The sequence below is a fragment of the Prevotella merdae genome (assembly GCF_900290275.1).
GTDB lineage: Bacteria > Bacteroidota > Bacteroidia > Bacteroidales > Bacteroidaceae > Prevotella > Prevotella merdae.
The window spans coordinates 741,770-760,228 of sequence record NZ_LT985323.1 but is presented as its reverse complement, the minus strand read 5'-3'; the positions used below and the strand labels follow the sequence as shown (position 1 = coordinate 760,228).

The 18,459-nt window shown below is 46.6% G+C and carries 11 protein-coding genes and 1 pseudogene; 3 read left to right on the top strand and 9 right to left on the bottom strand.

Annotated elements, in window-relative coordinates:
* Window positions 1–32: 32 nt before the first annotated feature.
* From C9991_RS03055 to C9991_RS03045, 3 genes and pseudogenes are all read left to right on the top strand, one after another.
* Window positions 33–2,600 carry a mechanosensitive ion channel family protein gene (locus tag C9991_RS03055; protein WP_106811141.1) on the top strand — a complete coding sequence of 856 codons (2,568 nt, stop codon included), beginning with the start codon at window positions 33–35 and terminating at the stop codon, window positions 2,598–2,600.
* Between the two features lie 47 nt (window positions 2,601–2,647).
* On the top strand, window positions 2,648–3,601 hold the full coding sequence (locus C9991_RS03050; RefSeq protein ID WP_198643736.1) for a glycosyltransferase family 2 protein: 954 nt from the start codon (window positions 2,648–2,650) through the stop codon (window positions 3,599–3,601).
* Window positions 3,602–3,647: 46 nt separating this feature from the next.
* Window positions 3,648–6,529: pseudogene (locus C9991_RS03045) on the top strand (chondroitinase family polysaccharide lyase).
* Window positions 6,530–6,925: 396 nt separating this feature from the next.
* On the opposite strand, the gene C9991_RS03040 reads toward C9991_RS03045, so the two are convergent.
* The 9 genes from C9991_RS03040 to C9991_RS03000 form a co-directional block, all read right to left on the bottom strand.
* Complete coding sequence (locus C9991_RS03040) at window positions 6,926–7,510, bottom strand: DUF3109 family protein (protein WP_106811139.1); 585 nt, start codon at window positions 7,508–7,510, stop codon at window positions 6,926–6,928.
* Window positions 7,511–7,573: 63 nt separating this feature from the next.
* Window positions 7,574–8,239 carry a uracil-DNA glycosylase gene (ung, locus tag C9991_RS03035; RefSeq protein WP_106811138.1) on the bottom strand — a complete coding sequence of 222 codons (666 nt, stop codon included), beginning with the start codon at window positions 8,237–8,239 and terminating at the stop codon, window positions 7,574–7,576.
* Between the two features lie 21 nt (window positions 8,240–8,260).
* On the bottom strand, window positions 8,261–8,875 hold the full coding sequence (locus C9991_RS03030) for a calycin-like domain-containing protein (RefSeq protein WP_106811137.1): 615 nt from the start codon (window positions 8,873–8,875) through the stop codon (window positions 8,261–8,263).
* Window positions 8,876–8,949: 74 nt separating this feature from the next.
* The gene (locus C9991_RS03025) at window positions 8,950–9,702 is read right to left on the bottom strand and encodes a porin family protein (protein WP_106811136.1); all 753 of its coding nucleotides are present in this window, start codon (window positions 9,700–9,702) and stop codon (window positions 8,950–8,952) included.
* A 25-nt stretch (window positions 9,703–9,727) separates the two neighbouring features.
* Entirely contained in the window at window positions 9,728–10,870 is a 1,143-nt protein-coding gene (locus tag C9991_RS03020) for a PCMD domain-containing protein (RefSeq protein ID WP_106811135.1), read from the bottom strand.
* Between the two features lie 221 nt (window positions 10,871–11,091).
* The gene (locus C9991_RS03015) at window positions 11,092–12,846 is read right to left on the bottom strand and encodes an ArnT family glycosyltransferase (protein WP_106811134.1); all 1,755 of its coding nucleotides are present in this window, start codon (window positions 12,844–12,846) and stop codon (window positions 11,092–11,094) included.
* 28 nt (window positions 12,847–12,874) lie between these two features.
* Window positions 12,875–14,623 carry a S41 family peptidase gene (locus C9991_RS03010; RefSeq protein WP_106811133.1) on the bottom strand — a complete coding sequence of 583 codons (1,749 nt, stop codon included), beginning with the start codon at window positions 14,621–14,623 and terminating at the stop codon, window positions 12,875–12,877.
* Between the two features lie 100 nt (window positions 14,624–14,723).
* Window positions 14,724–16,850 (bottom strand): S46 family peptidase, encoded by a 2,127-nt coding sequence (locus C9991_RS03005; RefSeq protein ID WP_106811132.1) that lies wholly within the window; start codon window positions 16,848–16,850, stop codon window positions 14,724–14,726.
* 24 nt (window positions 16,851–16,874) lie between these two features.
* Window positions 16,875–18,350 (bottom strand): lipopolysaccharide biosynthesis protein, encoded by a 1,476-nt coding sequence (locus C9991_RS03000; RefSeq protein WP_106811131.1) that lies wholly within the window; start codon window positions 18,348–18,350, stop codon window positions 16,875–16,877.
* Window positions 18,351–18,459 lie beyond the last annotated feature (109 nt).

The following is an 18,459-nucleotide window of genomic DNA, read 5'->3' as shown; positions in this document are numbered from 1 at the left end:
CATACAACTTATTACAAAAAAGATATAATTATATGAGCACGAAACTATTGAGGCGCCTTGTGTGTCTACTCTTCACATTATGTGTTTGCCTACATGCTGGTGCTGTACTGAAAGAGAAGAATCTTAAATCAACACTTTCTGTATTGCGTGCCGAGCTTGAAACATCGTTCAGCGAGCAGCGACAGAACCTTGCACGCTATTCGGCATACAACCAGATTCAGCATAAGGAGATGATATCGCTTATGCAGCGAAGCGACCAGATAGCTCTTATGCTATATTCTCAGAAGCAAGACTTTACGTTTGATATGACTTATGCGTGCCATGAGGCAACAGAGATGTACCGCGAGTTCAATAAGCGTCGTGTGCCTTACGACCGTATCCTTGTGCGTCTTGATGCCGAGATACAACGCTATCAGTATCTTACGGAGACACTTAGCAACATTCCGCCATCGCTCAACCGTATGCCGCAAGGCAATAATGCCGGGCAGAAGGGTAAGAATCCCCAATTTTTAAAGACCAAGGATGGCAAACCTTTGCGATTGCCTTTCATGCTCGACGAAGCAGGACAGGTCGACCGCAAGGCTTGTCTTGCGTATGTATCTGCCTTAAGCCGCAACCTTATCAATATGCGTGAGTCGGTTGTCAAGGACAGCGAGCACTATAAGCGTATGTCGCAGAAACTTAAGAAGGTTAACGACTATGCCCTTCATCGCTACAATGATATACAGCACAACATCTTTGTTAACGGCGACCAGAACTATCTGGAGGTAATATCGTCTATGCCATTATCTTACCACAACGCCAAGGCAGACGTAAGCGAGAAGTACAACACCGAGAAGGTAAAGACTGCCGATGGCACCGAGCGCAATGTTTATTCGCAGTGGCGTGGCCCTATTGTTATGGGTTTGTCTGTATTTGTACTTTTCTATATTATTGTGGCTGCCTTGCTTAGTAATGTCCTTGTACGTTGGCTTGTGCCCAAGCGTTTCCGCACCGATAGCTTCATGAAGAAGAAGGTGTGCCTCATTCTATTCGTAGCAATGTTCATCTTTGCTGTGTCTATAATGGTGGCACGCTCGTTTATGTACCACAACTTCTTCCTCATGGCGTCAAAGTTGCTCATCGAGTATGCTTGGTTGTTGTGTGCCATCTTCTTTTCATTGCTTGTACGCTTGTCGGGCGACCAGATAAAGAGCGGATTTCGCATTTATACTCCTATCATGCTCATATCATTCATCGTGATAACGTTCCGTATAATCTTCATACCTAACAATCTTGTCACGCTGATATTCCCGCCAATATTGCTGCTGTTTACCTTATGGCAGTGGAATGTAATAACACGCCACAACACCAACATACCACGCCATGACATCTTTTATACATGGATATCGCTCGTCATTATGACGTTCTCTACTGTGTCGGCTCTATACGGCTACGTGCTGTTGTCGGTTCAGTTGCTGATATGGTGGATGTTCCAGCTTAGCTGCATACAGACCATAACCTGTGTGTACGACTTCCTAAGACGATACGAGAAGAGCTATCTGTCGCATAAGATTCATTCGGAAGAAGACGCCAAGAAAGCAAAACGCGGCTCGCTGCTTAGCATAATAACCGTGAGTCACGAGAAGCACATCAACGTAACGTGGTTCTATGATATGGTGTATATGGCTATTGTTCCGGTGCTTAGCGTGTTCTCGGTATTGCTCTCTATATGGTGGGCTGCCAACGTGTTCGACCTTACCGAGACCGTGTGGAAGATATTCCAGTTCAACTTCCTTAACGTCACAGGTGTGGTTCAGCTGTCAATCGACAAGCTCGTTATGGTGTGCTCGCAGTTCTTCATATTCCGCTATCTCAACTACTTGATAAAGGCTCTTTACCACAAGTATCACAAGTCGAGAATCGTAGTCAACGGCAAGCCCAACTTCACACTTGCCAATAATGTCATAGCCATATGCTGCTGGGGACTGTATGCCATCATATCTGTAAAGATGCTCAAGATACCTTCTACAGCGGTGTCTGTTATATCTGCAGGCTTGGCTACTGGTGTTGGTTTTGCCATGAAGGACTTGCTCGAGAACTTCTTCTATGGCATATCGCTTATGACAGGACGTGTGCGTGTGGGCGACTTTATCGAGTGCGACGGCATACGAGGCAAGGTAGACAGCATAACCTATCAGAGCACGCAGTTGCTTACAGCCGACGGTTGTGTGATAGCCTTCCTCAACAGTTCGCTCTTTAGCAAGAACTTCAAGAACATAACAAAGAACCATTCGTACGAGATGGTTAAGGTTCCGGTGGGCATAGCCTACGGTTCTAATGTCGAGGAGGTTAGACAGATGCTTATTGCTGCGGTTAAGTCGAGAGCGGCGCAAACTGCCGACGGACGCGACATAATAGACATAAATAAGCCTATCAGCGTGGTATTCGATGAGTTTGGCGACAACTCTGTAAACCTATTTGTTACCTATTGGGTGCTTGTTGAGGAGAAGTTCGGCAAGACAGGCGAGGTGAAGGAGGCCATATACAATACGCTCAACGAGCACCACATCGAGATTCCGTTCCCGCAGAGAGACATACATATAATAGCTCCAAACTAATATAGCAAACAGACATTCATTTACATAACATCCCAATTATACAAATTATGCAGACGAGTAAGACCGTAAACATCATAATTCCTTGTTATAACGAGGAAGAAGTACTGCCTTGGTCGATGGGCAAGTTGCAGGAAATGCTGGTACGATTGAAAGAGATTACCGGTGTTGATGGCAAGATTGTTCTTGTAAACGATGGCAGCCGCGACAACACATGGCAGCTTATAGAGCAGTTTGCCAATGTACATAACAATGTTGTGGGTATTAAGCTTGCCCACAACGAAGGCCATCAGGGAGCCCTTTGGGCTGGTATGCAGGAAAGCCTTGGAACATGTGGAGCGATGATTTCTATTGATGCCGACCTGCAAGACGACGAGAATGCCATAATAGATATGGTTAAGCAATGGAAGGAAGGCAAGGATATTGTGTATGGTGTGCGCAAGGAACGCAAGACCGACACATGGTTTAAACGTGCCTCGGCACAGGCATTCTATAGGCTTATGCAGACAGCCGACCCAGAGATAATATACAATCATGCCGACTTCCGTCTTATGAGTTCACGTGCCGTGCAAGCCTTGATGGAATATCCCGAACGCAATATGTTCTTGCGCGGCATGGTGCGACAACTTGGTTTTAACGAGGGTTACGTCTATTACAACCGTACGGCACGAACGGCTGGCGAATCTAAATATCCGCTTACAAAGATGCTCTCGTTCTCTATCGACGGCATTACATCGTTCTCTACAGCACCTCTTAAGTTCATAACCTTTGCCGGATTGACCATGACTCTCATCTCGTTGCTTACCATCATCTACGGACTATACGAGCATTTCATGGGCAAGACCATCGAGGGATGGACATCGCTTATGGTGTCGATGTGGTTTATTGGTGGTGTGATAACAACCGGTGTTGGCATAACTGGTGTATACATTGGCAAGATATACACAGAGGTTAAGCGCCGTCCGCGATATTTTGTTGACAAGAAAGTGGGAGCGTTAGATTGACTACTTATATAAGAAACATACTACTATTATTTAAAAACATACTACTATGACAAAGAAATTTATTCAACTACTGTTACTCTTACTGTTCATAGGCTCTCCAGCCTTTGCACAGTTTGTAGGTTTTGAGGATGCGATACCTCAAAACTTCAAATGTGCCAACGTTAAGGAGTTGGCCTTGTCTACATCCTTTTATAAGGAAGGCACCAAGAGCTTGGAGTGGAACTTCACACCAGGCAGCGTTATCGATGTTGCAAGAGAGAAACCGTTCAACCTAAGGACGAGAATGGCATTACACTCTGGATATACAACGAGAAACCACAGACCGATTCGCTGCGCTTCGAGTTCTATTCGCCTTCGGGAAGCGTGTCATATCAGTTTGGATTCCATCTGCTGTCTGCAGGTTGGCGCGCTTGTTGGATAAGCTTTAAGCACATGCAGGGCGACCATAAGAACAATAAGATAGCCGGCTATCGTATTGTGGCACCTAACCGTAAGGGACGTGTCTTCATCGACCGTCTTACTTTCCCGGTAAAGAAGATCAACGACCGTACCACTCCCGACATGCAGATGCCTACCAACAATTCGCTTTCTAACCGCGATCTATGGCATTGGTGTCGTGTGTGGCAATGGGAACAGTACAAGTACGATATGCCTTTGCCCACATCTCTAACTGCTGATGAAAAGAAGGATCTTGCAACTGTGGAGAAGCGCCTAACCGAGGCTCTCGACATATACGATGCTCCTAAAAAGTGGGTGAACAAAGCTTACCGCACATTCGAGGCTGCCAATATACGCCCTTCAGGCCAAGGTTTTACGGGTGCGCCTATTGTTGCTCCCGACGAGCTTGACCGCAAGAAGGGCGAGATGTCGTGGAATAACCTGGAGGAGATGATGGCTGGTTTTGCCTACGATGCCTATTACAACCACTCGGAGCAGTCGGCAAAGAACTACTTCCTTGTATGGGATTATGCTATCGACCAAGGATTTGCCTTTGGCAGCGGTATGGGCACCAATCACCATTATGGCTATCAGGTGCGCAAGATATATACAACTGCCTGGCTCATGCGTGATGCAATATGGAAGGCACCCAACCGCGACAAGATTCTTTCGGCACTTGTATTCTGGTCGGCTTTGCAAGAGACACGTCTGCCATATCAGTATGGTCGAGACGAGCTGTTGGATAGCTGGCACACCCTGTTAATGGCTAAGACGGTGTCGGCTCTATTGTTTACCAACGAGTGCGAACGTGCACGTGCACTTGCCGGACTTACACGTTGGTTATGCGGCTCTTTGCAATATAGCCCTGGCACAATAGGCGGCATCAAGGTAGACGGAACCACATTCCATCACGGCGGATTCTATCCTGCCTATACCACAGGCGTGCTTGCCATGGTGGGCCAATATATATCGCTTACCAACCACACACGATATGTGCCAACAGTTGAGGCTCGACAGATACTTAAGGAAGCGTTCCTCTCTATGCGCAACTACAGCAACAAGTACGAGTGGGGCGTAGGTATAAGCGGACGCCATCCGTTTGGATCGTCAATGAGCGACGAGGACGTCGCCTCGTTTGCATATCTTGCCTTGGCAGGCGACCTATCTGGCGAGGGCAACGATTTCGACCATCACTTGGCTGCCGACTATCTGCGCCTATGCAAGGAAGAAACTCAGGAGGCCCGATTCTTCAAGAGCAAGGGCATAAAGCCCGCTATGGCTCCACAGGGATTCTTTGTATACAACTATGGTTCGGCTGGCATCTTCCGCCGCAGCGATTGGATGGTTACGCTCAAGGGTTACACCACAGATGTTTGGGGGGCCGAGATATACAAGAAGGACAACAGATATGGTCGCTACCAGAGCTACGGATCGGTACAGATTATGGGTTATCCCTCGCGCGAGGCAAGTGGTTTTGACGAGAATGGTTGGGACTGGAACCGTCTGCCCGGAACTACAACAATTCACCTGCCATATGAGCTGCTCGACAGTCCGCTACCGGGTTCAACAATGGCTCATAGCAAGGAAAACTTCTCTGGATCAAGTTCGCTGGAGGGAAAGAACGGCATGTTTGCCATGAAGCTTATGGAGCGCGAGCTCAAGAACTTCACGCCTGACTTTGTTGCACGCAAGTCTGTATTCTGCTTCGACAACCGCATGGTTTGCCTCGGAACCGGAATCAACAATAGCAACAGTTCTTATCCTACAGAGACTACACTTTTCCAAAGCACCTTCAGCAAGGGCAAGAGCGACATATATGTCGACGGCAAAATTAAGGACGAACCTTTCCAAAAGGACCTTAATGATAATAAGGCCCACTTCATTCAGGATGGTTACAACAACTATTACTTCTTTAAGGGCGAGAATGTTCAGGTGCAAATAGCCAACCAGGAATCGCGCCACGAGAAGACACGTGTACAGACTCGCGGCTCGTTTGCCTCGGCTTACATCAACCACGGTGTTGCTCCTAAGGACGCTGCATACGAGTATCTGGTACTCATTCAGCCTACCAAGGAGGAGGTGGCTGCCGCACGCCGCAAGGCTCCATATCAGGTTCTGCACAAGGACAATACGGCTCATGTTGTTGCCGATACGCAGACAGGTATCACAGCATACGCAGCCTTCGACAAATACAATCCGCAGAACGACGAGCTCCTTAGCTATATTCCTGCCGAGACAATGGTTATGCAGAAGAAGGTGGGCGCGAATGTGCTGATGAGTGTATGCGACCCTAACCTCAATATATCCGAGAAGACATACACAACAAAGGAACCAAGCCGTACGATTGAGAAGAAGTTGGTGTTGAAGGGCAATTGGACCATCGCAACTCCTAACGCTAAGGTTTCGGTTAAGACTGGTCAGAACGAGACCGTACTGACGGTTATTTGCCAGCATGGTCAGCCGGTAGAGTTTACGCTCAAGCGCAACTAATATTGGTTTGACACACCCTCAATCTAATTGAATCTCTCTGGAGGGAATATTGTACCGAAGAACATTGGTTGTTGTACTGAAGAACATAGGATATAAGCATATTCGGATTATAATATCCGCCTGTTTAATGCCATTTAATTGAAGTTTTAGAGTTGGTCAGTATCAAATCCAGTACCAGTCAATATAAACTGCAGTACCAGTTAATATAAACTGTAGTACCAGTTATATGAAACTCCAGTACCAGTTATATGGTACTGCAGTACCAATTATATGGTACTCGAAAACGGTACTGAAGAAAAGTACAAGTAAGATAATATAATATAAAAACGAAGCCAGCCTCATCTGCGGATGAGGCTGGCTTCGTTTTTTCATGCTTATATAATTTCTCTTTTCGCATTATATAATTCCTTCTTTGCGAAGCTCGTCGACCACGGTACATAATTCATTGTACCACTCCTGGCCGAATCGTCTAACAAGCGGACCTTCAAGGAATCGGTATACGGGCAATCCCAACTCCTTGCCCTTTGTCACCGCATCGCGGCACACATCCCATTGATTATAGTTCAGGGCTATAGTTCCGTCATTAAACTTCTTCTCGCGTATAGGATAGAGCGCGCACGAAATAGGCTTGACAAACGAGGTCTTGCCCTGGCGATAGGCACGTTCAAGAGCACAAAGGCAGCATCCGTTATCGTAGCATGTGAATACGCAGTCCTTGCCGCCAACAATGCTTGTTACAAGGTCGCCGTCGCGGTCTGTGTAGGCCACGCCTTGGCGGTCGACAACCGACTGGGCTTGTGCTGACATGTCGCCCCAAACGGTGTCCAACGCATCCTCAATGCCGCCAATCTCGTCGAGAGTTACGGGTGCACCGGCATCGCCCTCAACACAGCAAATGCCTTTACACTTGTCGAGGTCGCAGCAGAATTGTTCTGTGAAGATGTCGGACGACACAAGAATGTTGTTTACATCTATTATCATTGTCTTTGTTTCTTTTTATTGTTCTTTCTCTTTATCGCGTTAGGGGTGCTTGCCTTAGGCCTTCTACCACTCTATAGGCTTTTCTCCATGTTCTGCAAGCCATTGGTTGCAGCGCGAGAAATGGTGGTTGCCAAACCATCCACCACGATTGGCAGACAGCGGTGAGGGATGAACCGACTCGAGTATAAGGTGCTTTGTACGGTCTATCAATGCAGCTTTGCTGCGTGCGTATCCTCCCCAAAGTATAAACACAATATGGTCGCGTTCGGCCGACAAGGCACGTATGGCGGCATCGGTAAACAGCTCCCAACCGTGTCGCTGGTGCGATGCAGCCTGGTGGGCACGTACTGTAAGGGTGGCGTTGAGCAATAATACTCCTTGACGAGCCCAGCGCGAAAGGTCGCCTGAAGCTGGTATAGGCGTGCCTATATCTTGTTGTATCTCCTTGAAGATGTTCTGTAGCGACGGCGGCAGAGCCACACCATCGGCAACGGAAAAACTTAATCCCATTGCCTGACTCGGTTCATGGTAAGGGTCCTGACCTATTATCACCACCTTGACATCGGTGAATGGACACAGATTGAAGGCATTGAAGATGAGCTTGGCAGGCGGATAACACGTCTGTGTGGAATATTCGTGGCGCACAAAGTCTACAAGCTGGGCAAAGTAAGGTTGCTCAAACTCGGCTTGCAGACGCTGGTGCCACGAAGGTTCTATCTTTACATTCATGATAAGTCAAATGTTCTTGGCTTACTTGATTATCTTTACTGTCTCGCCGTTAGCCATTTTCACGATGTTCAAGCCTTTCTGCATAGCTGGCAACTCACGGCCTGAGAGGTCGTAGATGCGTGAAGTCTGGGCAGAGGCAGTAGATACCGAGTTGATGCCAGTTGTAGATGATGACGACTCGAACTTGGCAGTAACGTCTAATCCTTCGCCGAGGAAAACGTGAATATTGCTGAGTTCGGCAACCATCTTGCCTTCCTTGATAGTGGCTTTCATTGTGATGAGCACCTTACCACCGAGCATGGCAGCCATGTCACTATTGGTAACAGGAGCCTCTACATTGTCTGTTGTCAGTACTATTGTACCGTCTTTTTCCTCGGCATTTAGACCTTTGGTTATTGTTACATCGCCAATAACAAGTCCGCTAAAAGAGAACTGTTGAAGCACAAACTGGTATGTGCCATCGTCCATCTTGCTGAATACCACGGTGGCAGCGTCTGAATCGTCGCCAATTTCAGGTATCTCTGCGGTAAAGCCTACTGCTATCTTTCCCTGGAATGTTGTTGTCTCTACTGCTGTTGCTGCGTTGGCTGCAAATGCTACAACCAATGCAATTGCTGAAAGTAAAAATCTCTTCATAACTGTAGTGTTTTTAAAATGTTATAAGTTTGCTTGTATAATATAATGTATATGGGGAGCTTGTATTGGGTTGCTTACTTGAGTTTGTATATTAATCCCACGCTTCCATAGATAGGATAAAGCTTCTGCGAGATAGTCTTAAAGTCTTTCTGGAAGATAGCACTTAGTCCCCAAGATAGATCGGCATACATACCCAGGCGATGCGAAAAATACCAGTCGGCACCAACATCAACACCAAACTGCCAATGGCGTAGATTGTCGGTAAAGTCATAGTCGCCACGTTCGCCCTCATCATGACCTAATTCCACCTTTTGTCCAGTTGGGTCGCCCTCGCGCAGATATCCATCGTAGGCGTATCCGGAGAAGTCGTTGGACATAACATATGAGAAGTAGGGACCTGCCTTAAGACGCAACTTGTCCGACACGTTGTAGGCAGCCTGGATGGGCATGGTTACCATCCACTGTTCCACCTTTGTCACCACGTTGCCAGTAAACATACCCTCTATTACCTGGTCGCCGTAGCGCATCTCCATGTGATAGTTCTTAACCTTGGCATCGGTCTCCATTCCCTTGTTCTCGTAATGGAATCCGGCTATTATGCCCCATTGTTCGGTAAGGGGTTTGTAAGCGTCAAGACCCAGAAGACAGTTGTTCTTAAGCTTGAACTTGTCCAACGAGCGTATTTCGGCAGGCATGCCTACCGGAGCAGTTCCGCCTATGTTGTAACCAAGACGAACTTGATAGTGCAGGTTGCCGAATATATCGATGCCAAAGCTCTGTACTGCGCACAGCGCGAGCATAAGGGCTGAAAGGATGTATCTTTTCATTTCTTTGTTGCAGTATAATTGTTTACTATTCCATTATCACTTTCACCTCGTCTATAAGCAGTTCGCTGCCTACAGCACCCACAAATTCGGCACCTCCTGTGCTTGATGTGAACACTACAGCCATGCTATATCCTCCGTTGGCAAGCACCTGAGGGTCGAAGTTGGCAATGTATTTAAAGTTCTCGCTAAACTTTTGCCAACCGCCTTCAGTCTTGTCAAAAGGTCCGACAAGGGCTAAAGCCACAATCTGGTCGCTTGTCTTTACGTTCGATCCATCGAGATAGAATGGTGTGCCATCTGCTTTAGTGTTGCGGAAGAGCACGGCATATATGTCGCCTTGGTCGATGCCAGGCACCACCTTGCCTGCCTTATTTGTTATGGTATTGCCAGGTGTGTACTGGTAGTAGCCAGTTAAGACAAGAGGTTTCTTGCTTACAACACAGTAGGGACCATCGCCAAAGTGGGTGGCTTCGAGAGGACGCTTGGTAGCGACATTCGTATTGAATGAGCCAGTAAATAGGTTTCCGGCAGCTATAGGCATCTTGAATATCTTGCCTGCTTCGCCGGTAGAGCGTGTTGTAAGCTTAACAGCCTTGCCCTCGTAACCGTTGTCGAATGGTGCTGTAGGATATTCTTCGGGAGTGGCTTTTCCGCCCACTATGGCAAAACCTCCGTTGCCCGAAGCCCAGTTGAGCATGTCTGTTCCGTCTTCGGTCTTATCGGTCCAGATATAGTAGCGCTTCTTGCCCGACTCGAGGAAGAAGTTTTCGAAGCTGAAATATGTAGCTGCTGATGTCTTTTCGTCGAATCGCACGTTGTATGTCTTTTGCCAAGAGCCGTCCTCAGATGTAACAGTATAGCTTACGCCACCTTGCGAGAAGTCGTGTGTAGAGCCGTTGTCAGGCGATATGGTTGCTCCTTCTGTGATGTGGAATTGTGGTGCAAGGGCAGTAAGGTCGGTGCCTTTGCGCACAGAGAATATCACGGTGCGTGCAGCTTCATTGGTTGTGGCAATGCTGTCTGTAGGCTTGACAAACATTTCAAGTGGGTTGTCGGCGTGCAGATATGCCATTTCGATGTCGCATTCGGCGTTAAGGGGTTCGTCCTTAAAGCACGATGTAAGCAGCGAGCAAGCTGCTGCGAATATTAAAAGATTGAGTTTTGACATTTAAAGCGCTTGTTTTATTCTTGTTTTTTTGCACGTTCTGTATGTTTTTTTGAGTTATCCGTATAGGGCTGCAAATGATGATATAGAACGCTTATACACATTATATTATATATTAATAAGTTGCAAAGATAGGTTATTTCGGGCACTGTGCCAAGACTTTTAATTATTTTTTTAGGTTAAGTAAAAAGGGTGTGTCGCTACACACCCTTATGTTTCTTTAGCTATTTTACGCTAAAGCGATAGAAGCTAATATTTTCTTTCAGTTCGGAGATACGACCCTTTGATGTAGATACATGTACAAAGTTGTATTCGGGATGACGTTCGGCAAGTACCTTGAAGTCGTCTTCCGAAACAACGAGTACTCCCTTCGTTGGGGTTTTCTTTTCTACAACAACCTTGTTGTTAACCATTGTTCTTACTGGCTTCTCAAACTGGTCGAGCTTGTCACCAAGATAGAAGTCGGCACCGAAGAAGTGCATCATCGGGTCGTTAACAAATTGGTATAACGGCTCATTTGGGAATGTTTGCTGTATGTATTCGGCCATTGGACGCAACGACTTGGTGTTGAGTACCGTGGGCTGATATATTCCGTCGAGTGCCATCATCAGCACAACAAGTGGCATAAACAGACAGTAGGCCATTATGTGCTTCTTGTCGCGGGTGTGCTTGCCGAATGCCAAGTATATGCTGTCGGCTGCTGTTATAAGAGGCAATAGCATCAATATGAATGGCAAAAAGCCTAACTGGGTGTCGCGCAAAGCGTGCAACATGGCTAAATTCTGGGCTGCATGCTTGCCGTGGAAAATAGTATCGGGCACAAGTCCAAAGCGTAATGCACCATAAACCAATGTTATGATAACGCCAATCGAGGCTATTACGCATACATATGTACGTAGCACTCCGCGTCGGTTAGAGTTCCACAGCCATTCTATGTACTGGGCAATGAGCACAGCCATAAATGGATAGCACGGCAACAGATATACGCTGCGCTTGCTTGACGGCAGACAGTAGAAGAACAATACGAGTAGGAACGATAGCCATGTGAAGAGTTTTACGGGTGGTATCTGCATAATGCGGATGCGCAGCTTCTCTCCCGTCTTTCTACACTTCTGTCCCTTCCAGGGTTTGGCAAATAACGAGAAGAACAGCAATAAAGTCCAAGGCAACCAACCAGTAGACAGCGTGAAGAAGTTGTATGGGAATGAGTGCTCGTGCGACTCGTAGCTCATTGAGCCTGTCATACGGCCTATGTTCTCCTCGTATACAAGGTCGAGGAAGTGTTGTCCGCCTTCTATCCATGCCGCAACATACCACATTAGGGGCAGAATGCACGACAAAAGTCCGAAACATACAAACTTGAAGAAGGTTTTCCAGAAGTGCTCGCCACGCAGCAACATAAACACGCCCATAACAAAGCAAGGCAGAATAAAGCCTACAGGTCCCTTTGTCAAGGTTGCACAACTCATGCATAGTACAGCCAATACGGGCACTCCGTGGCTTCCATGTTCCCACCAGCGATAGAGCAGCAGCAATGCACCGACGGTGAATGCTGTAAGCATCATATCCACACGGCAGTTTGTTCCGGCACGATGTACCTCAAACGATGTTAGCAACAGCAATGCCGAAGCTACGGCTACGTTGGTAGACATACGTTTGCGGTAGAAGCAGAAGCAGCATATAGTCATTGCTATTAGCGATAATGCCGATGGCAGACGCGATGTATACTCGTTCACTCCTCCAGTCAATAGCGACAGCACGGCTATGCAGTAGTGGAAGAATGGTGGCTTATATGGAATATCCATGCCGTTGTTTACGGGCAAAATCCAATTGCCGTCCTTAAGCATTGACAGTGCCACTACAGCTTCACGCGGCTCGCCTTTGGTGTTGAAGTCGCTCAGACCGAGGAACGGCAGCAGCATAAGCATTGCTACTATGACGACTATCAAGAGTGAAAGGTTTTTGTCTAAGAACTTCATATAATCAGTTTTATTATTGATGAAAGCTTTACTTCTTCTTGTTTTTGCCCTGCTTCTTGTCTGCTTTGCCTTGCTTATCTTCCGCCTTCGATGTCTTAGTATCTTCCTTGTTAGGCTCAAGCAGCTTGCGGTATTCGGCTTCGTTCTTAAGAAGTTTTACAGCCTCAGCCATCTGTTTGTCTGTACGTAGAGCGTTTTCTATCGATCCACGCTCAAAGTAGTAGGCAGAAAGGATGTCGGCAGCAATCATTTCCTTAATCTTCTGCTTGTTGTATGGATAGTCGAGATCTTTGGCTATGTTGTGCTTCAGCTTCTTTGATAATGCCTCAAACTCATCCTTGGCATCGTCGTAATATCCCTCAAAACGTGCAAGCTTCTCAAGGTCCTTGAGATACTTCTCGCTAACCTGGTCGTATGTGAATCCACTCTTTATAACCAGATCCTTGAATTGTTCGTAGTCCTGGTCGGATAGTTCAAACTCTGAAGGCTTGGCAATAGTAGGATGCTTGGCAATATAGTCTATCTCGTAGTTCAAGAGAATGTCGGTAGTGTCTACTCTTGAGAGATAGAAGGCAATGTTAGGCAGCGAGTCGGGTTGCACCTCCATATCAGGCTTTATTCCACCACCATCGCGCACTATGCGACCTGCTGCAGTACGGAATTCGTGTGTAAGCGAGTCGGCAACTTCTTTTGCCACATATCCGTTGTCGGTATGTTTGTAAGAGCGAGCTTGTATGCAGCGTCCTGATGGAATATAGTATTTGGCCGTTGTAAGTTTAAGCTTGCCGTTGTAAGGCAGAGGTACATTAGGCACCTGTACCAATCCTTTGCCATAGGTACGTGTTCCAAGTATCACGGCACGGTCGAGGTCTTGCAATGCACCACTTGTTATTTCGCTGGCGCTTGCTGTTCCATCGTTCACAAGTACTACGATAGGCATAACGGTGTCGATAGGTTCGACGGTAGTGTTGAACACCTGACGCGACTCCTTAACCTTGCCACGCATCTCAAGCAGTTGCTTTCCTTTAGGTATGAACATGTTCAGAATCTGAATGGCCTCTTGTACAGACCCACCGCCGTTGTTGCGTAGGTCGAGCACCAGTCCCTTCATACCTTTATTACGCAGGTCGATAAAAGCACGGCGCACATCCTTGGCGCTGCCTTCAACATATTGGTTATATCCTATGTAGCCTATATTGTCGGGTTGCATACCGTAATAGGGTATGTATGGCATTTGTATGGCACGTCGCTGAACCTTGAAAGTGAGTTTCTTGCCAGTAGAAGGGCGTTGTATCTTCAATACCATAGTAGTTCCGGCATCGCCACGCAGGTGGTCGCTTACATATGCGGTGGTCTTGTCTTCCATCGACTCGCCGTCAATACTAAGTATGATGTCGCCCTTTTTTAGTCCAGCTTCTGCAGCCGGCATACCCTCATAAGGCTCGTTGATAACGACGCGCTTTCGGGTAAAACTATAGCTGATAACAGAACCAATGCCGGCATACTTGCCCGTCATCATCTGCTTATATTCACCAACCTTGTCTTCAGGATAATACTCGGTATAAGGGTCTAACGAACCGAGCATTGCACGAATGGCAGTGCCCACAGCTTTGTCGGCATCGAGCGTGTCCACATACATAAGGTCGAGATTACGGTATATGGCGTTGAACACGTCGAGATTCTTGGCAACACTAAAGTTGTGGTCGCTGGTGTTCTGCGCTGAGGCGAGGATTGGGGTGATGATTAAGACGGATAAAAAGAATAATAGCTTCTTCATTTCGTTGACGTTAATTCTTAAGTGTTCGTATAATAGACGCTAATTTCTTAAGAAACTATACGCCCATTATACGAACAGAATATTAAATGTGTGTTATGCGTTACTTAACGCCCAGTTCCTTAAGCAGGCGGTCGGCATGGCCCCACTTGTCCATAAGGTATAGCATGTAGCGGATATCCACACCTATGGTGCGGGCAAGACGCTTGTCAAACCAGATGTCGCCTGATAGCGAGTCCCAGTTACCATCAAAGGCAAGACCTATAAGGTTGCCATTTCCGTCGAACATAGGAGATCCAGAGTTGCCACCAGTGATATCGTTGCTTGTTAGGAAGCAGAGATGCAACTTGCCAGTACCCTTGTCGGTGTACTTGCCAAAGTCGTTAGAAGAGAGAAGCTGCTTCATGATAGGCTCTGCCTGATAATCAATCTTGCCCTTCTCACCCGATTCCATCTTGCGAACGAGCGATGAAGCATCTGTGTAATAGCCTGAAGGATTGCCTCCGAGAAGATAACCGCCTACCTGACCATATGAAAGACGCATAGTGAAGTTGGCATCTGAGTAGTGTGGCAATTCTTGCTCCATACGAATCTTTGCATCGCATAGATAGCGCTCCTGCTCAGATATAGAATCGCGTAGAGGCATAAGCTGTTCGCGACATTTTTTCATCATCTCGTTGAGCTGTTTGCCATACTGATAACCTGGATCTTTGGCGAGAGCTTTCTCTGTAAGTGTTATCTTCTTGCCGCTCTTCATCACGATAGATGTAGCATACAGCCAGTCAACATACTTGTGCGAGTCGCCACCAAATTTCTCCTCAATTGTCTTGTAGAAAGCAGGAAGCTGGTCGGCAGGTACATACTTGCGGAAGTTGTCGATAAGTACAGCTTGTACATCCTTGTCAAGAGCCTCGTCCCACTCGTTGCTGTTATTCTCGAAAGTAAAGGTGTTCTTGCCCTTCTTTGCAGCTTTGCTGTTCTTTGCAGGAACCATTGATGCAAGACGTATTGCACGTGAGTTAAACTCTGATGTGCGGTAGAACGATTCGCGCAGAGCGGTAAAGTCCTTTGTAACGTCAAACTGTTTTGCATAAAGCTGAGCCATCTTGTCGAAGTCGAGTTTGCCTTTGAGGTATCCTGTCCACTTCTGGTATGTCATGATGCGGTCCTCAAAGTCGGCCTTCTGACGGATTATGCCAACAGAGTCGATACACTTGTTCATACCAAGAGAGTTCTTCCAATAGTTGGAACTCTGGGCATACTTAGAATCGTACTTGATGCGTACGCCCTCATCGGCACGCATATGCTTAATCATAACATCCTGCTTAACGCCACGCACCTGAGCTCGAGGAGCGTTCTCAGCGTCGCGCATCTGACGTATACCATAGCTTGAAAGGTAGCGTTCGGTAGAACCAGGATAACCTATAGTCATGGCAAAGTCGCCTTCCTTGTATCCGTCTAACGATACCTTTGTCCAATGTTGTGGACGGTAAGGTACGTTGTCCTTAGAGTATGCGGCAGGTCCATTTGTCTTTGGATCGGCATAGATACGGAATACAGAGTAGTCGCAAGTCTGGCGTGGCCACATCCAGTTATCGGTCTCGCCACCAAACTTACCCATTGACTTAGGTACGGTAAATACAAGACGCAAGTCGTTGAATGTACGGTAGGTAGTGGCATAATACTTATTGCCCTCGTAGAACGGCTTGATTTCGAGGTCAAGACTTGGGTCCTTGGCATGTACCTCTTTTATCATCTCGTTCTCTACCTGATCGAGCAACTTCTCTCTCTGCTCGTTGTTCATCTCCTTAATGCCACGCTTCTCCAGTTCGGCAGTGATGTCCTTCTGCTCCACCATAAAGCTTACGAACATACCGTCGTTAGGCAACTCCTCTGCGTATGTCTTGGCATAGAAGCCGTTGAGCATATAGTCGTGCTCTACAGTAGAATGTGAACGTATAGCCTCAAAGCCACAGTGATGGTTGGTAAATACAAGTCCGTCTGGCGATACAACAACACCTGAGCAATAGCCAGAGAAGTTGACAACCGACTTCATAATGGCATCGTCGCCCTTGTAGAGCTTGTCGTAAGGAGCCGAGAATCCGTACGATTTCATTTGCTCGTACACTGCCTGTGGCAAGTTGTAGAGAGTCCACATGCCTTCATCGGCATGAGCGGCAGCACCAGGCAACAACATGGCGGCTGCGAGAAGTAGATTCTTTTTGTTCATTGTTTTTATTTATATTGTTATTGATTACACTTTCTTTAATAGTTTCTTTATTGGCAGGTCGTGATACACGATATGTCCTATGAACATCAGTATCAGCAGAGTGTTTACGGCTAAGGCCCATAACTGCGGTAGATGTTCGTTGGCAAGGTTCATGCATACGTAGAAGATGGCTGTTATAGCCACATATACCATTATCGACTTAAGTGGATAGTTGATAGGGTACTTCTTCTGACCTACAAGGTAGGATAGAACCATGGCGGTGCCATAGCCTGCTACACCTCCCCAAGCGCAAGCCATATAGCTGTACTTAGGTACAAACAACACGTTGACAAGTACAAGAACAAGGCATCCTACTCCAGAGAACCATGCGCCATATATTGTCTTGTCGATGAGCTTGTACCAGAATGAGAGGTTGAAGTATATGCCCATCATTATCTCGGCAGCCATAACGATTGGCACTACACGCAAACCAGGCCAGTAGCTCTCGTTAGGTATTATGAAACGCAAAATGTCGAGGTAGGCAATGACAACGAGGAATGCCAACAAGGTGAAGATGATGAAGAACTTCATAGCCTTGGCATAGGTGTCGCGGTTGTCCTTGTCCTTAGCCTTGCCAAAGACAAATGGCTCGTAAGCGTATCTGAATGCCTGTGTTATCATAGCCATAATCATTGCAATCTTGGTAGCAGCGCCATATATGCCAAGCTGTGTCTTCTCGTCGGTTCCATTGTATAGATACGGGAATATAATCTTGTCGAGTGTCTGGTTCAAGATGCCTGCAATGCCTAATACAAGCAAAGGCCATGCATAGCGCAGCATACGTCGCCATAGTTTTACGTCGAAACGCCAGCGGAAGCCTGTAAGCTCACGCCAGAAACACAGCAACACTACTGTTGTACATATAAGGTTGATGTAGAACACCATACCTACGTCTACCGTAAAGTGCTCGTCGTATAATCCGAAGGGATTAAGCTTCATGGCTGGCAGCACAATTAGGTACATCAGGTTGAGCACAATGTTGAGTATGATGTTTACCAACTGCAGGGCCGCAAATTTAAGTGCCTTCTTTTGATAGCGCAGATAGGCAAATGGTATACATTTGAAGGCGTCAATAGCTACACATACAAACATTACAGCCACCCAACTCTCGTGGTCGGGATATTTCATGAACGTTGCTATCTGCGGCAAGAATGCGAAGACGAGTGCTACGAACAGAGCTGCTGTTGAGCCTACAGAGATAAGAACAGTAGAATATACTGTCTGTGGATTCTCTTCTGTCTTGTTTACGTAGCGGAAGAATGTTGTCTCCATGCCGTATGTTAGTATGACAAGCAACAATGCCGTATAGGCATAGATGTTGGTTACGACACCATATTGTCCGCCACTTGCGGCGAATGCTGTCGTTTGAATTGGCACCAGCAGATAATTAATAAATCGGCCAGCTATACTGCTAAGACCGTAAATGGCGGTGTCTTTTGCAAGAGATTTTAAATTTGCCATAGTTTAAAAGTAAAAAAGTAAAGAAGTAAAAAAGTAAAAAGATTAGGTTGTACGTTTACCATACATTCTTTTTCGCCAATCTTTATACAATTCTATTTGGTTTACTTTC